This is a genomic window from Gracilibacillus salinarum, from assembly GCF_022919575.1.
GTDB lineage: Bacteria > Bacillota > Bacilli > Bacillales > Amphibacillaceae > Gracilibacillus > Gracilibacillus salinarum.
In genome coordinates, this window is record NZ_CP095071.1 from 3,217,150 (window position 1) to 3,232,204 (window position 15,055).

Below are 15,055 nucleotides of genomic sequence, written 5' to 3' on the forward strand. Positions count from 1 at the left end.
GTCCCATATAGTGATTACAGGATAACTATAGGGGGATAAGCGGATGTCGAAGAAAATGAAAGTAATGATTTGGTTAATTGGCTTATTTTTATTGATTATTCTGATGCAGTACCCGATGCAACGCACGATGGATTCGTGGCAGACGTGGTCGTTGCCGTTAGCAGGCACAACGATAGTCCTTGATCCGGGTCATGGAGGAGCGGATGGAGGAGCGGAAGGTTCAGATGATACGCAGGAGAAAGAAATATCGCTCAGTGTGTCGAACATGGTGCGTGATTATTTGCAACAGGCTGGTGCCGTTGTCTATATGACAAGAGAGGGTGATTATGATTTAGCCCAAGAGAATACAAAAGGCTTATCAAGAAGAAAAACAGAAGACATTCAACAGCGTGTCGCATTTATTAAGGAGAAAAATGCAGATCTTTTTCTCAGTATTCACCTTAATGCCCTAGCAGCTCGACAGTGGAAAGGTGCCCAAACCTTCTTTTATCCTGGACGTGAACAGAATGAAATGTTAGCTAAATCGATTCAGTCTGAGATTCGCCGCAATTTGGAGAATACCAACCGGGATGCACTTGCTTTGAACCAAATTTATTTGCTGAAATATAGTGAAGTTCCTGGCGCTCTTGTTGAAATTGGTTTCCTTTCCAATGAAGAGGAAAAGGAATTATTAAAATCGACGAACTATCAGCAAAAAATGGCCGCCAGTATATATGAAGGAATTTTGCAGTATGTGACAGATGATTCAAGCAATGATTGACCGTACAGTGTTTGACGTCTGTTTTCAACGAATGTTTATGTTATACTAGCAAATAGGATCAATTAGATAAAAACGAGGTGACCTATTTTGCTTACGAAACAAGCTGTTGTGGAGCTTTTACAGAAAATGAAAGATCCATTCTTGCATAAAACATTTAAAGAAACAGATGGTATCGAGGAAGTGACCATTAAAGAAGATAAGAATCATGTCAGTGTCAAACTTGCTATTGCGAAAACGAATACAGCAGAACAGATGCAACTGCAACAGGAATTGGTTGGCGCATTAAAGGAGTTAGGAGCGGCTACAGTCGGGCTTCGCTTCAGTCAATTACCTGATGAAGTGATTGCACAATTCCAGCCGACGAAGGAGGAAGATCCTTCACTGCTTAGCAAAGACTCTAAAACCAACTTTTTAGCTGTAGCGAGCGGTAAAGGGGGCGTCGGCAAGTCAACTGTCACCGTTAATACGGCTGTTGCACTGGCACGTTTAGGTAAGAAAGTAGGCATCATTGATGCGGATATTTATGGTTTTAGTGTACCTGATATGATGGGAGTAGAAGAAAGACCGAAGCTTAGAGGGAATAAAATCATCCCGGTAGAGCGATTCGGTGTGAAAATTATGTCGATGGGCTTCTTTGTTGAAGACAATTCTCCTGTTATCTGGAGAGGACCACGTCTGGGTAAAATGCTGACAAGCTTCTTTAAAGAGGTTGAATGGGGCGAGCTCGACTTCTTATTATTAGATTTACCACCTGGAACTGGTGACGTTGCGCTTGATCTTCATAACATGATCCCTTCCTCAAAAGAACTGATTGTAACAACGCCACATCCAACGGCAGCATTTGTAGCTGCTCGTGCTGGTCAAATGGCGATTAATACAGAGCATGAGATTCTTGGAGTAATTGAGAACATGTCTTTCTTTGAGAGTCAGGTTACTGGTGAGAAGGAATATGTATTTGGTAAAGGTGGAGGCGATAAGCTTGCTGAAGTTCTGGATACAGAAGTAATCGGTCGTCTATCCTTACAGCAGCCATTTGAAGAAGAAGGTGTATTTGCACCATCCGTCTATCAAGAAAACCATCCAAATGGTCAGGAATACTTGAAAGTGGCAAAGCAAATTGTGGAGCAATTTTAAATAAAGAAGGGGAGCAGACATTACTATGTCCGCTCCCTTTTTCTATTCTTGACCACTGCTCTGTTCTTCTTCCTGCTGACTTCCTGACCCTCCAGATTCTTGTCCGGCGTTTTCTCCAGACTGTCCGCCTTCACTACTTCCAGATTGAGATTCCATTTGCTTTGCAGCTTCTAGAAGTAAATCGGATATTGTTGCTTGAAATACGGGTGAAGAAAAAGTTTCTTCCATTACTGTTTGTAAATGCTCTCTGAATTGCTGGCTTTTTAGAAGTGTCAAAGTTTGCTCTTCCATTTCAGGATTACTGAGTACTTCCATTAATTTTTTCTGATATTCAGGGTCACTCATTAATTTTTTTGTCACATCTTCTTGTTTATCCTGCAGTGCTAACGCAAAGGATTCGACAAATTTAGGGTCTGTAAACATTTTTGTCCAAAATTCTTTCCCTTTGTCGGAAGATAAGGTTTCTGTGACTGCATCTTTGACAATTTGTGCATCAATAACATATGTCTGTTGCATTTCATCACTGGCAAGTACATCTGTAATTGCTTTCTTTCCTTCATCTGTTTTCAATATATCGGCAACCATTTTTTTCGTGCCTTCGTAATTGCCGTTTTCCTCTCCGGAAGATTCAGATCCACCACCACATCCAACTAGTAAAAGAAGTGTAATGATGGCTATATATAGCAATCGGTTCATGTTTACCGCTACCTTTCTTATAAAAAATAAGCTGTATTTATAATATGGAGTCATTTATAATTAATATGTATGAGATGCGAAAAAAACTAAATATCATGGTAAAATACATAATTAGAATGGATAGTAGGGGGATTTTGTTTTGAAAAGTCGCGATGTTGTTCGATTGTTTTTTTCTACGTTACTTTTAGGAGGCGTTTCCACGCTTCTTGTGAGTTTCTTTGTTAAATCAAGTGTTTATGCTGATTATTTGAATCCGTTTAATTGGTTTGAAATATTGGGCTTATTAGTATTTTTCATTACACTTGGATTTGTTTTCAGCTTAATTAGTCAAATGGGTTTCTTTGCATATTTAACCGTTAATCAATTTGCATTAGGGATATTCCGCAGTTATTGGCCGACGATTCAAATAGGACTCATTATATTCGCTTTGTTTGATTTAGTATATTTTCGATATCAAAGAGTGGAAAATGGCAGTATCCTAATATTTATTTTAACAGCAGCTGCTTTATTAATCTTCAGTTTGCTTGTAGCAAGTCGCAAGGCTAAAGAAACAAATAAAAAAGCTTTTGTCCCAGCCTTGTTTTTTATGGTTGTTATTACATCGATTGAATGGGTACCAGGTTTACGTACGAATAATGGCGATTATGCCTGGCTGATGATTATCCCGTTAATATTATGTAATACATATCAATTGCTGATACTTCATCGTTTAACAAAAAAAAAATAGACCATTTCGGTCTATTTCTTTTTTGATTTTAATTCTTCCTGAGAGGTTTCCGCTAGGGTGATTAATTCCGAAATGGTAAGCAGCTTTTTGTCTTTTTTAATCTCGGGAATGACAATTTCCAAAGCCTTCTCCGTTTGTTTGACGGTATCGGAAGCATGCAGCAGAATTATATCTCCATTATTAAGATTATTTAAGATGTGATTGGTGATTTTTTCTGTTCCTGGATTTTTCCAATCATTCGGGTTTACACTCCAATGGATAACCTTCAATCCTTCTTTTTCTGCGACATTAATGATTTCTTCATTCAGATGGCCGTTGGGTGCTCTTAATAGGTAGACATTCTCGTAACCTAATTTACTAAATGTATCTTTTGCTTTTTGGAGATCTTTTCGAACTTCTTCAATCTCCTGGTCAACGTAAGATTTATATTGGTATCCGAGCATGCCAATTTCGTGTTCATTCTCTGCGATTTTTTCGAGAATATCAGGATGACGCTCTGCCCACTCCCCGCTAACAAAGAAGGTAGCTCGTACACCTTCAGATTTCAGTCTCTCCAGAATAGGAAGCACTTGTTCATTTCCGTGGCTGATATTAAATGTTAATGCGACAGAGGCATTTTGAGAACTACCAGTATTTAAAGCCCGTGGATTCTCCTGATTGGAAAAGACAGTTGGTGTGTAATTGGATTCCAAAAATAAAAACAGGGCTACAAATAAGGCAATAGGGATAATAATAAATGCTTTCTTTTGCTTTTTCATATCTATTACATATAAACGTCTCATCTCTTTCCCTCCATTATGCTGGGCTTGTCTTTACCATCATATGAATGTTCTTCCACAAATATGATGTCTAATTATGTTTAATTTTGAAAGAAAGAGGAATATAACAATTAGTTATTGGGGAGATTAAGCCTAGATTTCGATAGGGGGATTACAATGTTAGGTCTGCTGATTAATGATAAAGAACAACAAGAATTACAATATGTTGTAAAGAGAGAACTTGAAGAGTTGTTATTTGATCTCGAAGATCATCGAATAGATACTATGGTCAAACAAGCGATGCGTGAAAGGTACAAAGTTATTTTTCAATTGTACACTCGAGTAGCCAGCGAAGAGGAAGTAAAGAAGTATATACCGAAAAAAGTTAAAATCGAATAATATACGCTATACTATATCTTTTGCGATAGTTCTGATGAGATATAGTATATTTTTTTTGGGCGTTAAGGGAATACCTTAACGATGAAGCAGCACGGTGTAGCGAAAATTAAACATGTACAAAGTATAAGAAAATCTGGGTAACATGCAGAAGATGATACGAAAATCGATTTTTTCTCAAAGAAATTTCAAAAAAAGACTTGCTGAGTAAAAAAGTATATGGTATATTATTTCTTGTCGTCATTGAGGCACGAACAAAAAAACAAACATTTAAAAAAGTTATTGACTTACTTTTTTATTCATGTTATATTAAGTTTCGTCGCAAAAAACGACATTGAAATTGATCTTTGAAAACTGAACAAAACAACCAGTATGAATTAATAAACAAGCTAGCTTATAGAAGCGAGCGCAAGTCAACTTTATTGAGAGTTTGATCTTGGCTCAGGACGAACGCTGGCGGCGTGCCTAATACATGCAAGTCGAGCGCGGGAAGCTAACTGAATCCTTCGGGAGGACGTTAGTGGAACGAGCGGCGGACGGGTGAGTAACACGTGGGCAACCTGCCTGTAAGACTGGGATAACCCCGGGAAACCGGGGCTAATACCGGATAACACATTGCTTCGCATGAAGGAATGTTGAAAGATGGCCTTTGGCTATCACTTACAGATGGGCCCGCGGCGCATTAGCTAGTTGGTGAGGTAACGGCTCACCAAGGCAACGATGCGTAGCCGACCTGAGAGGGTGATCGGCCACACTGGGACTGAGACACGGCCCAGACTCCTACGGGAGGCAGCAGTAGGGAATCTTCCGCAATGGACGAAAGTCTGACGGAGCAACGCCGCGTGAACGAAGAAGGTTTTCGGATCGTAAAGTTCTGTTGTTAGGGAAGAACAAGTGCCGTTCAAATAGGGCGGCACCTTGACGGTACCTATCGAGGAAGCCCCGGCTAACTACGTGCCAGCAGCCGCGGTAATACGTAGGGGGCAAGCGTTGTCCGGAATTATTGGGCGTAAAGCGCGCGTAGGCGGTTTCTTAAGTCTGATGTGAAATCTTGCGGCTCAACCGCAAGCGGTCATTGGAAACTGGGGAACTTGAGTGCAGAAGAGGAGAGTGGAATTCCACGTGTAGCGGTGAAATGCGTAGATATGTGGAGGAACACCAGTGGCGAAGGCGACTCTCTGGTCTGTAACTGACGCTGAGGTGCGAAAGCGTGGGGAGCGAACAGGATTAGATACCCTGGTAGTCCACGCCGTAAACGATGAGTGCTAGGTGTTAGGGGGTTTCCGCCCCTTAGTGCTGCAGTTAACGCATTAAGCACTCCGCCTGGGGAGTACGGCCGCAAGGCTGAAACTCAAAAGAATTGACGGGGGCCCGCACAAGCGGTGGAGCATGTGGTTTAATTCGAAGCAACGCGAAGAACCTTACCAGGTCTTGACATCTTCGGATGTCCCTAGAGATAGGGAGTTCCCTTCGGGGACCGAATGACAGGTGGTGCATGGTTGTCGTCAGCTCGTGTCGTGAGATGTTGGGTTAAGTCCCGCAACGAGCGCAACCCTTGATCTTAGTTGCCAGCATTAAGTTGGGCACTCTAAGGTGACTGCCGGTGACAAACCGGAGGAAGGTGGGGATGACGTCAAATCATCATGCCCCTTATGACCTGGGCTACACACGTGCTACAATGGATGGTACAGAGGGCAGCGAAACCGCGAGGTCAAGCAAATCCCATAAAACCATTCTCAGTTCGGATTGCAGGCTGCAACTCGCCTGCATGAAGCCGGAATCGCTAGTAATCGTGGATCAGCATGCCACGGTGAATACGTTCCCGGGCCTTGTACACACCGCCCGTCACACCACGAGAGTTGGCAACACCCGAAGTCGGTGGGGTAACCTTTGGAGCCAGCCGCCGAAGGTGGGGCCAATGATTGGGGTGAAGTCGTAACAAGGTAGCCGTATCGGAAGGTGCGGCTGGATCACCTCCTTTCTAAGGATTAATAGAAAGGCGAAAGCACCCGTTTAGCGACGTACAAACTGGACTGAACCGAAGGAGATAAAGGAAACACAACGAACATTTGTGAGTTGATGTTGACTTATCGTACGGAGGTAAAGGAAGTTTGCTAGGCGCTGGGTGCTGCAGCTGGACATATTACGGAACACCTTTTACAAGGTGACAAAATCATACTTGGTTGTTTGGTTCAGTTTTGAGAGATCAATCTGCCTCTCAATATCATACACTCATTAGAATGGGCCTGTAGCTCAGCTGGTTAGAGCGCACGCCTGATAAGCGTGAGGTCGGTGGTTCGAGTCCACTCAGGCCCACCATTCTAAAATTGGGGCCTTAGCTCAGCTGGGAGAGCGCCTGCTTTGCACGCAGGAGGTCAGCGGTTCGATCCCGCTAGGCTCCACCATTTTAAATTAATGTACCTTGAAAACTAGATAAGAATAATCAGGACGTGGAAGCAACTGCTGGTCAGCTGTGGAAACGAAACTGATGACAAGACATCAAACAATAACCAACGACTTTTTCATTGAAATGAAGTAATAATAGTTAAGTGAAGAAGGGCGCACGGTGGATGCCTTGGCACTAGGAGCCGATGAAGGACGGGACAAACACCGATATGTCTCGGGGAGCCGTACGTAGGCGTTGATCCGAGAATTTCCGAATGGGGAAACCCTCTGCTCGTCATGGAGTAGAACATTTATCTGAATCCATAGGATAAATGAGGCAGACCCGGGGAACTGAAACATCTCAGTACCCGGAGGAAGAGAAAGCAAACGCGATTTCCCGAGTAGCGGCGAGCGAAACGGAATTAGCCCAAACCAAAAAGCTTGCTTTTTGGGGTTGTAGGACACTCCTTTGGAGTTACAAAGAAATACATTAGACGAAGTGGTCTGGAAAGGCCCATCACAGAAGGTAACAATCCTGTAGTCGAAAATGTATTTCCTCCGGAGTGGATCCTGAGTACGGCGGAACACGTGAAATTCCGTCGGAATCCGGGAGGACCATCTCCCAAGGCTAAATACACCCTAGTGACCGATAGTGAACCAGTACCGTGAGGGAAAGGTGAAAAGCACCCCGGGAGGGGAGTGAAATAGTACCTGAAACCGTGTGCCTACAAGTAGTCGGAGCCCTTTTATGGGTGACGGCGTACCTTTTGTAGAATGGACCGGCGAGTTACGATCCCCTGCAAGGTTAAGTGGAAGACACGGAGCCGCAGCGAAAGCGAGTCTGAATAGGGCGTTTTAGTAGGTGGTCGTAGACCCGAAACCGTGTGATCTACCCATGTCCAGGGTGAAGGTCAGGTAACACTGACTGGAGGCCCGAACCCACGCACGTTGAAAAGTGCGGGGATGAGGTGTGGGTAGGGGTGAAATGCCAATCGAACACGGAGATAGCTGGTTCTCTCCGAAATAGCTTTAGGGCTAGCCTCAAGGCATGTATGTTGGAGGTAGAGCACTGATTGGACTAGGGGCCCTTACCGGGTTACCGAATTCAGTCAAACTCCGAATGCCAATCATATTACCTTGGGAGTCAGACTATGGGTGATAAGGTTCATAGTCGAAAGGGAAACAGCCCAGACCGTCAGCTAAGGTCCCAAAGTATACGTTAAGTGGAAAAGGATGTGGCGTTGCACAGACAACCAGGATGTTGGCTTAGAAGCAGCCATCATTTAAAGAGTGCGTAATAGCTCACTGGTCGAGTGACGCTGCGCCGAAAATATACCGGGGCTAAACGTATCACCGAAGCTACGGATTGATCTGCGATCAATGGTAGGAGAGCGTTCTAAGTGCAGTGAAGTCAGACCGTGAGGACTGGTGGAGCGCTTAGAAGTGAGAATGCCGGTATGAGTAGCGAAAAAGAAGTGAGAATCTTCTTCACCGAATGCCTAAGGTTTCCTGAGGAAGGCTCGTCCGCTCAGGGTTAGTCGGGGCCTAAGCCGAGGCCGAAAGGCGTAGGCGATGGACAACAGGTTGATATTCCTGTACCACCCAATTCCGTTTTGAGTGATGGGGGGACGCAGAAGGATAAGGAATGCGCACCATTGGATGTGTGCGTTGAAGCAGTAAGTGAGTCAGATAGGCAAATCCGTCTGGCAATCACAAGCTGTGATCAGGAGGGAAATATAGTACCGAAGTTCCGGATTTCACGCTGCCAAGAAAAGCCTCTAGCAAGGAAAAGGGTGCCCGTACCGCAAACCGACACAGGTAGGCGAGGAGAGAATCCTAAGGTGATCGGGAGAACTCTCGTTAAGGAACTCGGCAAAATGACCCCGTAACTTCGGGAGAAGGGGTGCTTCTTTTGCGAGAAGCCGCAGTGAAAAGGCCCAAGCGACTGTTTAGCAAAAACACAGGTCTCTGCGAAGCCGTAAGGCGAAGTATAGGGGCTGACACCTGCCCGGTGCTGGAAGGTTAAGGGGATGCGTTAGCATTAGCGAAGCGTTGAACCGAAGCCCCAGTAAACGGCGGCCGTAACTATAACGGTCCTAAGGTAGCGAAATTCCTTGTCGGGTAAGTTCCGACCCGCACGAAAGGTGCAACGACTTGGGCACTGTCTCAACGAGAGACCCGGTGAAATTATACTATGCGTGAAGATGCGCATTACCCGCGACAGGACGGAAAGACCCCGTGGAGCTTTACTGTAGCCTGATATTGAATGTTGGTACAGCTTGTACAGGATAGGTGGGAGCCTGAGAAACGTGAGCGCTAGCTTACGTGGAGGCGCCGGTGGGATACCACCCTGGCTGTATTGACCTTCTAACCCAGAACCGTGATCCGGTTCGGAGACAGTGTCAGGTGGGCAGTTTGACTGGGGCGGTCGCCTCCTAAAATGTAACGGAGGCGCCCAAAGGTTCCCTCAGAATGGTTGGAAATCATTCGCAGAGTGCAAAGGCAGAAGGGAGCTTGACTGCGAGACCTACAAGTCGAGCAGGGACGAAAGTCGGGCTTAGTGATCCGGCGGTACCGAATGGAAGGGCCGTCGCTCAACGGATAAAAGCTACCCCGGGGATAACAGGCTTATCTCCCCCAAGAGTCCACATCGACGGGGAGGTTTGGCACCTCGATGTCGGCTCATCGCATCCTGGGGCTGTAGTCGGTCCCAAGGGTTGGGCTGTTCGCCCATTAAAGCGGTACGCGAGCTGGGTTCAGAACGTCGTGAGACAGTTCGGTCCCTATCCGTCGTGGGCGTTGGAAGTTTGAGAGGAGCTGTCCTTAGTACGAGAGGACCGGGATGGACACACCGCTGGTGCACCAGTTGTTCTGCCAAGAGCATCGCTGGGTAGCTACGTGTGGAAGGGATAAGTGCTGAAAGCATCTAAGCATGAAGCCCCCCTCAAGATGAGACTTCCCATCACATAAGTGAGTAAGATCCCTCAGAGACGATGAGGTTGATAGGTTCGAGGTGGAAGCATGGTGACATGTGAAGCTGACGAATACTAATAGATCGAGGACTTATCTATATAACATGTTTCAATGGTGTTGTTGATGTCAATATCTTATCTAGTTTTCAGGGTGCAACCCTAAAATACAATAGTCTGGTAGCGATAGCGAAGAGGTCACACCTGTTCCCATGCCGAACACAGCAGTTAAGCTCTTCAGCGCCCATGGTAGTTGGGGCTCGCGCCCCTGCAAGAGTAGGACGTTGCCAGGCTATGTAATTTCACAGCTTTGAGAAGCAGCCAGATGAACAATATTCCACAGTAGCTCAGTGGTAGAGCAATCGGCTGTTAACCGATCGGTCGTAGGTTCGAATCCTACCTGTGGAGCCATATGCTTCCATAGCTCAGTTCGGTAGAGCACTTCCATGGTAAGGAAGGGGTCGCCGGTTCAAGTCCGGCTGGAAGCTCTGCTATTTTTATGACATATTATATTGTATTGGCCCGTTGGTCAAGTGGTTAAGACACCGCCCTTTCACGGCGGTATCACGGGTTCGAATCCCGTACGGGTCACCATAAATACCACTTAAATTTTGTTGAAAGAATGCGACGTCCTGTCGTAACACATGCAATTGTACATCTTAAACTTTGGAGGATTAGCTCAGCTGGGAGAGCACTTGCCTTACAAGCAAGGGGTCGCAGGTTCGAGCCCTGCATCCTCCACCATTAGCCGGTCTAGCTCAATTGGTAGAGCAACTGACTTGTAATCAGTAGGTTGGGGGTTCAAGTCCTCTGGCCGGCACCAGTCAAGTTCATATAGATACATGGAGGGATAGCGAAGTTGGCCAAACGCGGCGGACTGTAAATCCGCTCCCATCGGGTTCGTAGGTTCGAGTCCTACTCCCTCCACCATTGTATAAAAAATCACTAAGTGTATATACTATTTCTGTACACTTTTTCATTTTATTGGTGGGCTATAGCCAAGCGGTAAGGCAACGGTTTTTGGTACCGTCATGCGCTGGTTCGAATCCAGCTAGCCCAGCCATTTTATTTTGTGCTTTTTTTTGCACTTTGTACGATAAAAAGAAGTAAGAGCCATTAGCTCAGTTGGTAGAGCATCTGACTTTTAATCAGAGGGTCGGAGGTTCGAATCCTCCATGGCTCACCACTTTTGGGGCCTTAGCTCAGCTGGGAGAGCGCCTGCTTTGCACGCAGGAGGTCAGCGGTTCGATCCCGCTAGGCTCCACCATCTTAAAATTCACATAAGAAAACAGCCAATCGATTTTCAATAAGAAAATTGATTTTTTTGTATGTTTAAAAAGTAAAGTTACCATTTAGAAGCTGACTTACAATGAAGATTGAAATAATCGATTTTTCCCTATAATATGGATTATGTTAGCGTTGCAACCATTTTGATATATTGAATGTGCTGGGATACCGCTCCGGCCAACCACTCCGCGTCCTGCGGGGCACGGCTGAAGCTAGGCTACTACTAGAATTGCTTCTCTGCTGCCTTGCACCGAGGAAGCCTACTTCGAAGCGTTACTAGTAGACACAGGTGCAGACGTTGTGGATCTTCAGCGCCTGCCTGTCCCGCGGGAGTCTCCGTGGTTGGCCTACGCTAGGATATGGGCTCTACAACTTTTGTAAGAGATAGCATATTGATCACTGTATGCATAACAGGAATTGAATGATTAACATAATACCAAGAACCACTGCTTTTTGCTGTTACATAATTTGTAACACTTACCTCAAGTGTAGGAAATAGGCGGAGACTCCCGTGGAATCAGCGCGAGCTGAAGATCCACTTCGTCTGTGCCTGTGTCTGCAAGTATCGCTTCGAAGTGAGCTTCCTCGGCACAAGGCAGCAAGATGCTGTTCAAGTAGTAGCCTAGCTGAAGCCGTGCCCACAGGACGCGGAGCCTATTTCCGGAGTTTTGCTAAGCAGATAATATCTATCAAAAAGACCACATTGCAATACAGCGTTTGTTAGCATAATCCATATTAAAGTTAGTTGTATATAAATTATTTCAATTAGGACCTGGCAGGTTATGCTCGGAATTACCTATCTGAAACATCGCATGTATTGGTCTGGTAATACTTTTCGATAAAATAACCCTTATCCGCACAATAATCAATAACTAAACTAGTTTCTGTATCCAGATAACGTTTGGTGAAATGATCGATTTGAAAGGTGATTCCGTTTATCTCGATGATCGTATCCATTGGTCTTTTCTCATCAACTATCAGAGAATAAGTGAGAGATATTCCGCAACCTCCTGTTAATTCAGCATCAAGCCTAGGCAATTGGCCTTCTGGAATAGTTTCTGTCTGTAATGCTTTCTGAGCTAACTTAGTTAATGTAATATTCATCGTCTAACTCCTTCATAGCATCATAATGAACTATGACTCTACAGGTTCTCTGATTTTTTTATAACGTAATATAGGTTTTCTGGCAGCTTGTGTTTCATTTAACCTTCCGATAATCGTGGAATGTGGTGCATCTAACACAATAGATGGGTCTTCTGCAGCTTCCTTCGCAATTTGGATCATCACATCAGCAAAAGCATCCAGTGTTTCTTTTGATTCGGTTTCGGTTGGTTCGATCATCATGCACTCTTCTACGTTTAAAGGAAAGTAGATGGTAGGGGGATGATAACCAAAATCAAGTAATCGTTTGGCCATATCAAGTGTCCGTACGCCAAGCTTTTTCTGTTCTGAGCCAGACAGGACGAATTCATGTTTGCAAAATTGCTTGTATGGTGATACGAAATAAGGTGCAAGTCTTTTTTGAAGGTAGTTGGCATGGAGTACAGCAGACTCTGATACTTGGAGAAGGCCCTCTGCTCCCATTGTTCGAATATACGTGTATGCTCGGATAAGAATGCCAACGTTACCATAGTAACCTTTTACTCTACCGATAGAAGAAGGAGCTTCATTGTTTAGTACGTATTGTTGCTTCTTTCTCTCCACACGCGGTACAGGCATAAATGGGATTAACGCTTGTTTAACGCCAACGGGACCTGCACCAGGACCTCCGCCTCCGTGAGGTGTCGTAAAGGTTTTGTGGAGGTTAAAGTGAACGATATCAAATCCCATTTGTCCTGGAGTCGTTTTGCCGAGGATGGCATTGGCATTTGCCCCATCATAATAAAGTAAGCCTCCCGCTTCATGAACCACTTCCGCAATTTCAACTATCTCTTTTTCAAATAATCCAAGTGTATTTGGATTCGTTAGCATAAGGGCGGCTGTATCTTTACCGACATATTTTTTAAGTTCTGCTACATCGACTAGTCCCTGCTCATTAGAAGGAACAGTTATCGTTTCAAACCCTGCGACAGAAGCACTGGCAGGATTTGTACCATGTGCAGAATCGGGCACAAGTACTTTTGTTCTTTTTTCCCCTTTTTGTGCATGATATGCTTTGGCAATCATGAGTCCGGTCCATTCCCCTTGAGCACCTGCTGAAGGTTGAAGTGTGACAGCATCCATCCCCGCGATCGCTGCTAAGTCCTCCTGCAGTTCATATAATATTTGAAGTACTCCTTGTACCGTTTCTTCTGGCTGATAAGGATGAACACGGCTAAATCCTTCTAATCTAGCAACATCTTCATTGATCTTAGGATTATATTTCATGGTACAAGAACCAAGTGGGTAAAAACCATTATCAATTCCATGATTCTGATTTGAAAGTGCAGTATAATGACGGACAAGCTGTAACTCGGATACCTCAGGCAGTTCTGCGGGAGTATTCCGAATTAAATGGCTTGGAAATTTGTCTTCTACATGTACTTCATCCACATCACTTTCAGGCAGATCAATTCCTACTCTTCCGGGTTTGCTGATTTCAAATATTAAGTCCATTTATAATGCCTCCAATACCTGTACAAAATGATCGATTTCTTCTTTGGACCGTTGCTCTGTAACAGCTATTAACATCTCGTTTTCTTTGCTGTAGGCCTTGCTGAGATCATATCCACCAATGATGCCAGCATGAAGTAGCTTCTCATTAACTTCCTGTACGGACAAAGGTAATCCGACAACGAATTCATTGAAAAAAGGGCCAGTATTTTTTATCGAAAATCCTTTCGTTGCAAGTTGTTTCGCCATATAATCTGCTTTTTCTAAATTTAACTGTGCCATTTTGCGTATACCGTTTTTACCTAGTGCAGTCATACATATCGATGAAGCAAGTGCATTTAATGCTTGATTCGAACATATATTAGAAGTCGCTTTATCGCGGCGGATGTGCTGTTCGCGGGCTTGTAAGGTTAGCGTAAACCCGCGATTTCCTTGGTTATCTGTAGTTTGACCAACTATTCTTCCTGGAATTTTTCGCATTAACTTTTTGTTTACAGCAAAGAATCCGCAATGTGGTCCACCGAAAGACATCGGTATTCCTAATGGCTGCATGTCACCAACTACAATATCCGCTCCTAGTTTCCCTGGTGCTTGTAATAGTGCCAGTGCAAGTGGGTTAGCACTAACGATCAACAAGGCGCCACTTTCTTTAGCAATGTTGTTAATGGTTTGTATATCTTCCACAGATCCGAAGAAATTAGGGTATTGGACAATAATCGCAGCTGTCTGCTTATTCACCTTTGCTTGCAAAAGATCCAAGTCAGTAAGATCATTCTCTAATTCGATTTCTTCAACGTTAAACGCAGGCCCAGAAGACACCGTTTCTAGTATAGAGCGAGATTCCGGGTGAACGGATTTTGATATGATCACATCTTTACGTTTTGTAGAAGTTACAGCAAGTGATGCAGCTTCTGCTACAGAAGTAAAGCCATCATACATAGAAGAATTGGCAACCTCCATTCCCGTTAGTTCACAAACCATTGTTTGAAATTCGAATATTGCTTGTAATTCTCCCTGGCTAATCTCTGGCTGGTATGGGGTATAAGCAGTATAGAATTCAGATCTGGAAATCATGTGGTTCACAACACTAGGAATATAGTGATCATACGTACCTGCTCCGAGAAAACAAGCGTAAGCATTGGCATGGACATTTAATAAGCTTAGCTGCTGCATTTTTTTTAGTAAAAGGGGTTCAGGAATTGCATCAGGGATATCAACATCTCCATTTGTTCGAATGGAGGAAGGGATATCTGCAAATAAATCATCCACCGATCGGATATTTAAAAAATCAAGCATTTGCTGTTGGTCTTGTTGCGTATCAGGAAGGTATCGATACATCGAAGTCATGCTA

9 protein-coding genes, 11 tRNA genes and 3 rRNA genes are annotated in these 15,055 nt (G+C 44.3%); 18 read left to right on the forward strand and 5 right to left on the reverse strand.

All coding sequences use genetic code 11. The features are described from left to right. Positions 1-43: 43 nt before the first annotated feature. Together cwlD and salA are read left to right on the forward strand one after the other, a co-directional pair. Positions 44-760: an N-acetylmuramoyl-L-alanine amidase CwlD gene (gene cwlD / locus MUN87_RS15055; RefSeq protein WP_244741365.1), complete on the forward strand. Its 717-nt coding sequence runs from the start codon at positions 44-46 to the stop codon at positions 758-760. A gap of 87 nt (positions 761-847) precedes the next feature. After that, positions 848-1,894: an iron-sulfur carrier protein/transcriptional regulator SalA gene (gene salA / locus MUN87_RS15060; protein ID WP_244741367.1), complete on the forward strand. Its 1,047-nt coding sequence runs from the start codon at positions 848-850 to the stop codon at positions 1,892-1,894. Between the two features lie 42 nt (positions 1,895-1,936). Here salA and gerD read toward each other — a convergent pair whose 3' ends face one another. Continuing rightward, entirely contained in the window at positions 1,937-2,590 is a 654-nt protein-coding gene (gene gerD / locus MUN87_RS15065) for a spore germination lipoprotein GerD (RefSeq protein WP_244741369.1), read from the reverse strand. 139 nt (positions 2,591-2,729) lie between these two features. Here gerD and MUN87_RS15070 point away from each other — a divergent pair, with 139 nt between their 5' ends. Then, positions 2,730-3,317 (forward strand): KinB-signaling pathway activation protein, encoded by a 588-nt coding sequence (locus tag MUN87_RS15070; RefSeq protein WP_244741371.1) that lies wholly within the window; start codon positions 2,730-2,732, stop codon positions 3,315-3,317. 11 nt (positions 3,318-3,328) lie between these two features. On the opposite strand, the gene MUN87_RS15075 is transcribed toward MUN87_RS15070, so the two are convergent. Further along, on the reverse strand, positions 3,329-4,099 hold the full coding sequence (locus tag MUN87_RS15075; protein ID WP_244741373.1) for a polysaccharide deacetylase family protein: 771 nt from the start codon (positions 4,097-4,099) through the stop codon (positions 3,329-3,331). Between the two features lie 153 nt (positions 4,100-4,252). Here MUN87_RS15075 and MUN87_RS15080 point away from each other — a divergent pair, with 153 nt between their 5' ends. From MUN87_RS15080 to MUN87_RS15150, 15 genes are all read left to right on the forward strand, one after another. Then, positions 4,253-4,474 (forward strand): hypothetical protein, encoded by a 222-nt coding sequence (locus tag MUN87_RS15080; protein ID WP_244741375.1) that lies wholly within the window; start codon positions 4,253-4,255, stop codon positions 4,472-4,474. Positions 4,475-4,889: 415 nt separating this feature from the next. Continuing rightward, positions 4,890-6,452 (forward strand): 16S ribosomal RNA (locus MUN87_RS15085). A gap of 261 nt (positions 6,453-6,713) precedes the next feature. After that, positions 6,714-6,790, forward strand: a tRNA-Ile gene (locus MUN87_RS15090). 10 nt (positions 6,791-6,800) lie between these two features. Beyond that, positions 6,801-6,876 (forward strand) — tRNA-Ala (locus MUN87_RS15095). Between the two features lie 138 nt (positions 6,877-7,014). Continuing rightward, positions 7,015-9,927: ribosomal RNA gene (locus tag MUN87_RS15100) — 23S ribosomal RNA — on the forward strand. A gap of 74 nt (positions 9,928-10,001) precedes the next feature. Then, positions 10,002-10,118: ribosomal RNA gene (rrf, locus tag MUN87_RS15105) — 5S ribosomal RNA — on the forward strand. Together the 16S, 23S and 5S rRNA genes with 11 tRNA genes alongside form the textbook arrangement of a ribosomal RNA operon. A 43-nt stretch (positions 10,119-10,161) precedes the next feature. Further along, positions 10,162-10,236 (forward strand) — tRNA-Asn (locus MUN87_RS15110). 3 nt (positions 10,237-10,239) lie between these two features. Continuing rightward, positions 10,240-10,313: transfer RNA gene (locus MUN87_RS15115), tRNA-Thr, on the forward strand. 31 nt (positions 10,314-10,344) lie between these two features. Further along, positions 10,345-10,419, forward strand: a tRNA-Glu gene (locus MUN87_RS15120). A 74-nt stretch (positions 10,420-10,493) separates the two neighbouring features. Continuing rightward, positions 10,494-10,569 (forward strand) — tRNA-Val (locus MUN87_RS15125). A 3-nt stretch (positions 10,570-10,572) separates the two neighbouring features. Next, positions 10,573-10,648: transfer RNA gene (locus MUN87_RS15130), tRNA-Thr, on the forward strand. Positions 10,649-10,669: 21 nt separating this feature from the next. After that, positions 10,670-10,755, forward strand: a tRNA-Tyr gene (locus MUN87_RS15135). A 58-nt stretch (positions 10,756-10,813) separates the two neighbouring features. Then, positions 10,814-10,888, forward strand: a tRNA-Gln gene (locus MUN87_RS15140). 47 nt (positions 10,889-10,935) lie between these two features. After that, a tRNA-Lys gene (locus MUN87_RS15145) sits at positions 10,936-11,011 on the forward strand. A gap of 5 nt (positions 11,012-11,016) precedes the next feature. After that, positions 11,017-11,092 (forward strand) — tRNA-Ala (locus MUN87_RS15150). A gap of 812 nt (positions 11,093-11,904) precedes the next feature. Here the strand turns inward: MUN87_RS15150 and MUN87_RS15155 are convergent. The 3 genes from MUN87_RS15155 to gcvPA are packed head-to-tail and all read right to left on the reverse strand — an operon-like array spanning position 11,905 to position 15,051. Next, a complete protein-coding gene (locus MUN87_RS15155) occupies positions 11,905-12,216 on the reverse strand; it encodes an iron-sulfur cluster biosynthesis family protein (protein WP_244741377.1) in 312 nt (103 codons plus the stop codon). Positions 12,217-12,246: 30 nt separating this feature from the next. After that, positions 12,247-13,707 carry an aminomethyl-transferring glycine dehydrogenase subunit GcvPB gene (gcvPB, locus tag MUN87_RS15160; RefSeq protein WP_244741378.1) on the reverse strand — a complete coding sequence of 487 codons (1,461 nt, stop codon included), beginning with the start codon at positions 13,705-13,707 and terminating at the stop codon, positions 12,247-12,249. Continuing rightward, positions 13,708-15,051, reverse strand: coding sequence for an aminomethyl-transferring glycine dehydrogenase subunit GcvPA (gene gcvPA / locus MUN87_RS15165; RefSeq protein ID WP_244741380.1), 1,344 nt, complete (start codon positions 15,049-15,051; stop codon positions 13,708-13,710). Between the last annotated feature and the right edge of the window lie 4 nt (positions 15,052-15,055).

What these genes read in the sequence shown, in the direction of transcription:
- cwlD (WP_244741365.1), top strand. Translation starts at nt 44, where the DNA reads ATGTCGAAGAAAATGAAAGTAATGATTTGGTTAATTGGCTTATTTTTA.
- MUN87_RS15075 (WP_244741373.1), bottom strand. Translation starts at nt 4,099, where the DNA reads ATGAGACGTTTATATGTAATAGATATGAAAAAGCAAAAGAAAGCATTT.
- gcvPA (WP_244741380.1), bottom strand. Translation starts at nt 15,051, where the DNA reads ATGACTTCGATGTATCGATACCTTCCTGATACGCAACAAGACCAACAG.
- gcvPB (WP_244741378.1), bottom strand. Translation starts at nt 13,707, where the DNA reads ATGGACTTAATATTTGAAATCAGCAAACCCGGAAGAGTAGGAATTGAT.
- MUN87_RS15080 (WP_244741375.1), top strand. Translation starts at nt 4,253, where the DNA reads ATGTTAGGTCTGCTGATTAATGATAAAGAACAACAAGAATTACAATAT.
- MUN87_RS15155 (WP_244741377.1), bottom strand. Translation starts at nt 12,216, where the DNA reads ATGAATATTACATTAACTAAGTTAGCTCAGAAAGCATTACAGACAGAA.
- gerD (WP_244741369.1), bottom strand. Translation starts at nt 2,590, where the DNA reads ATGAACCGATTGCTATATATAGCCATCATTACACTTCTTTTACTAGTT.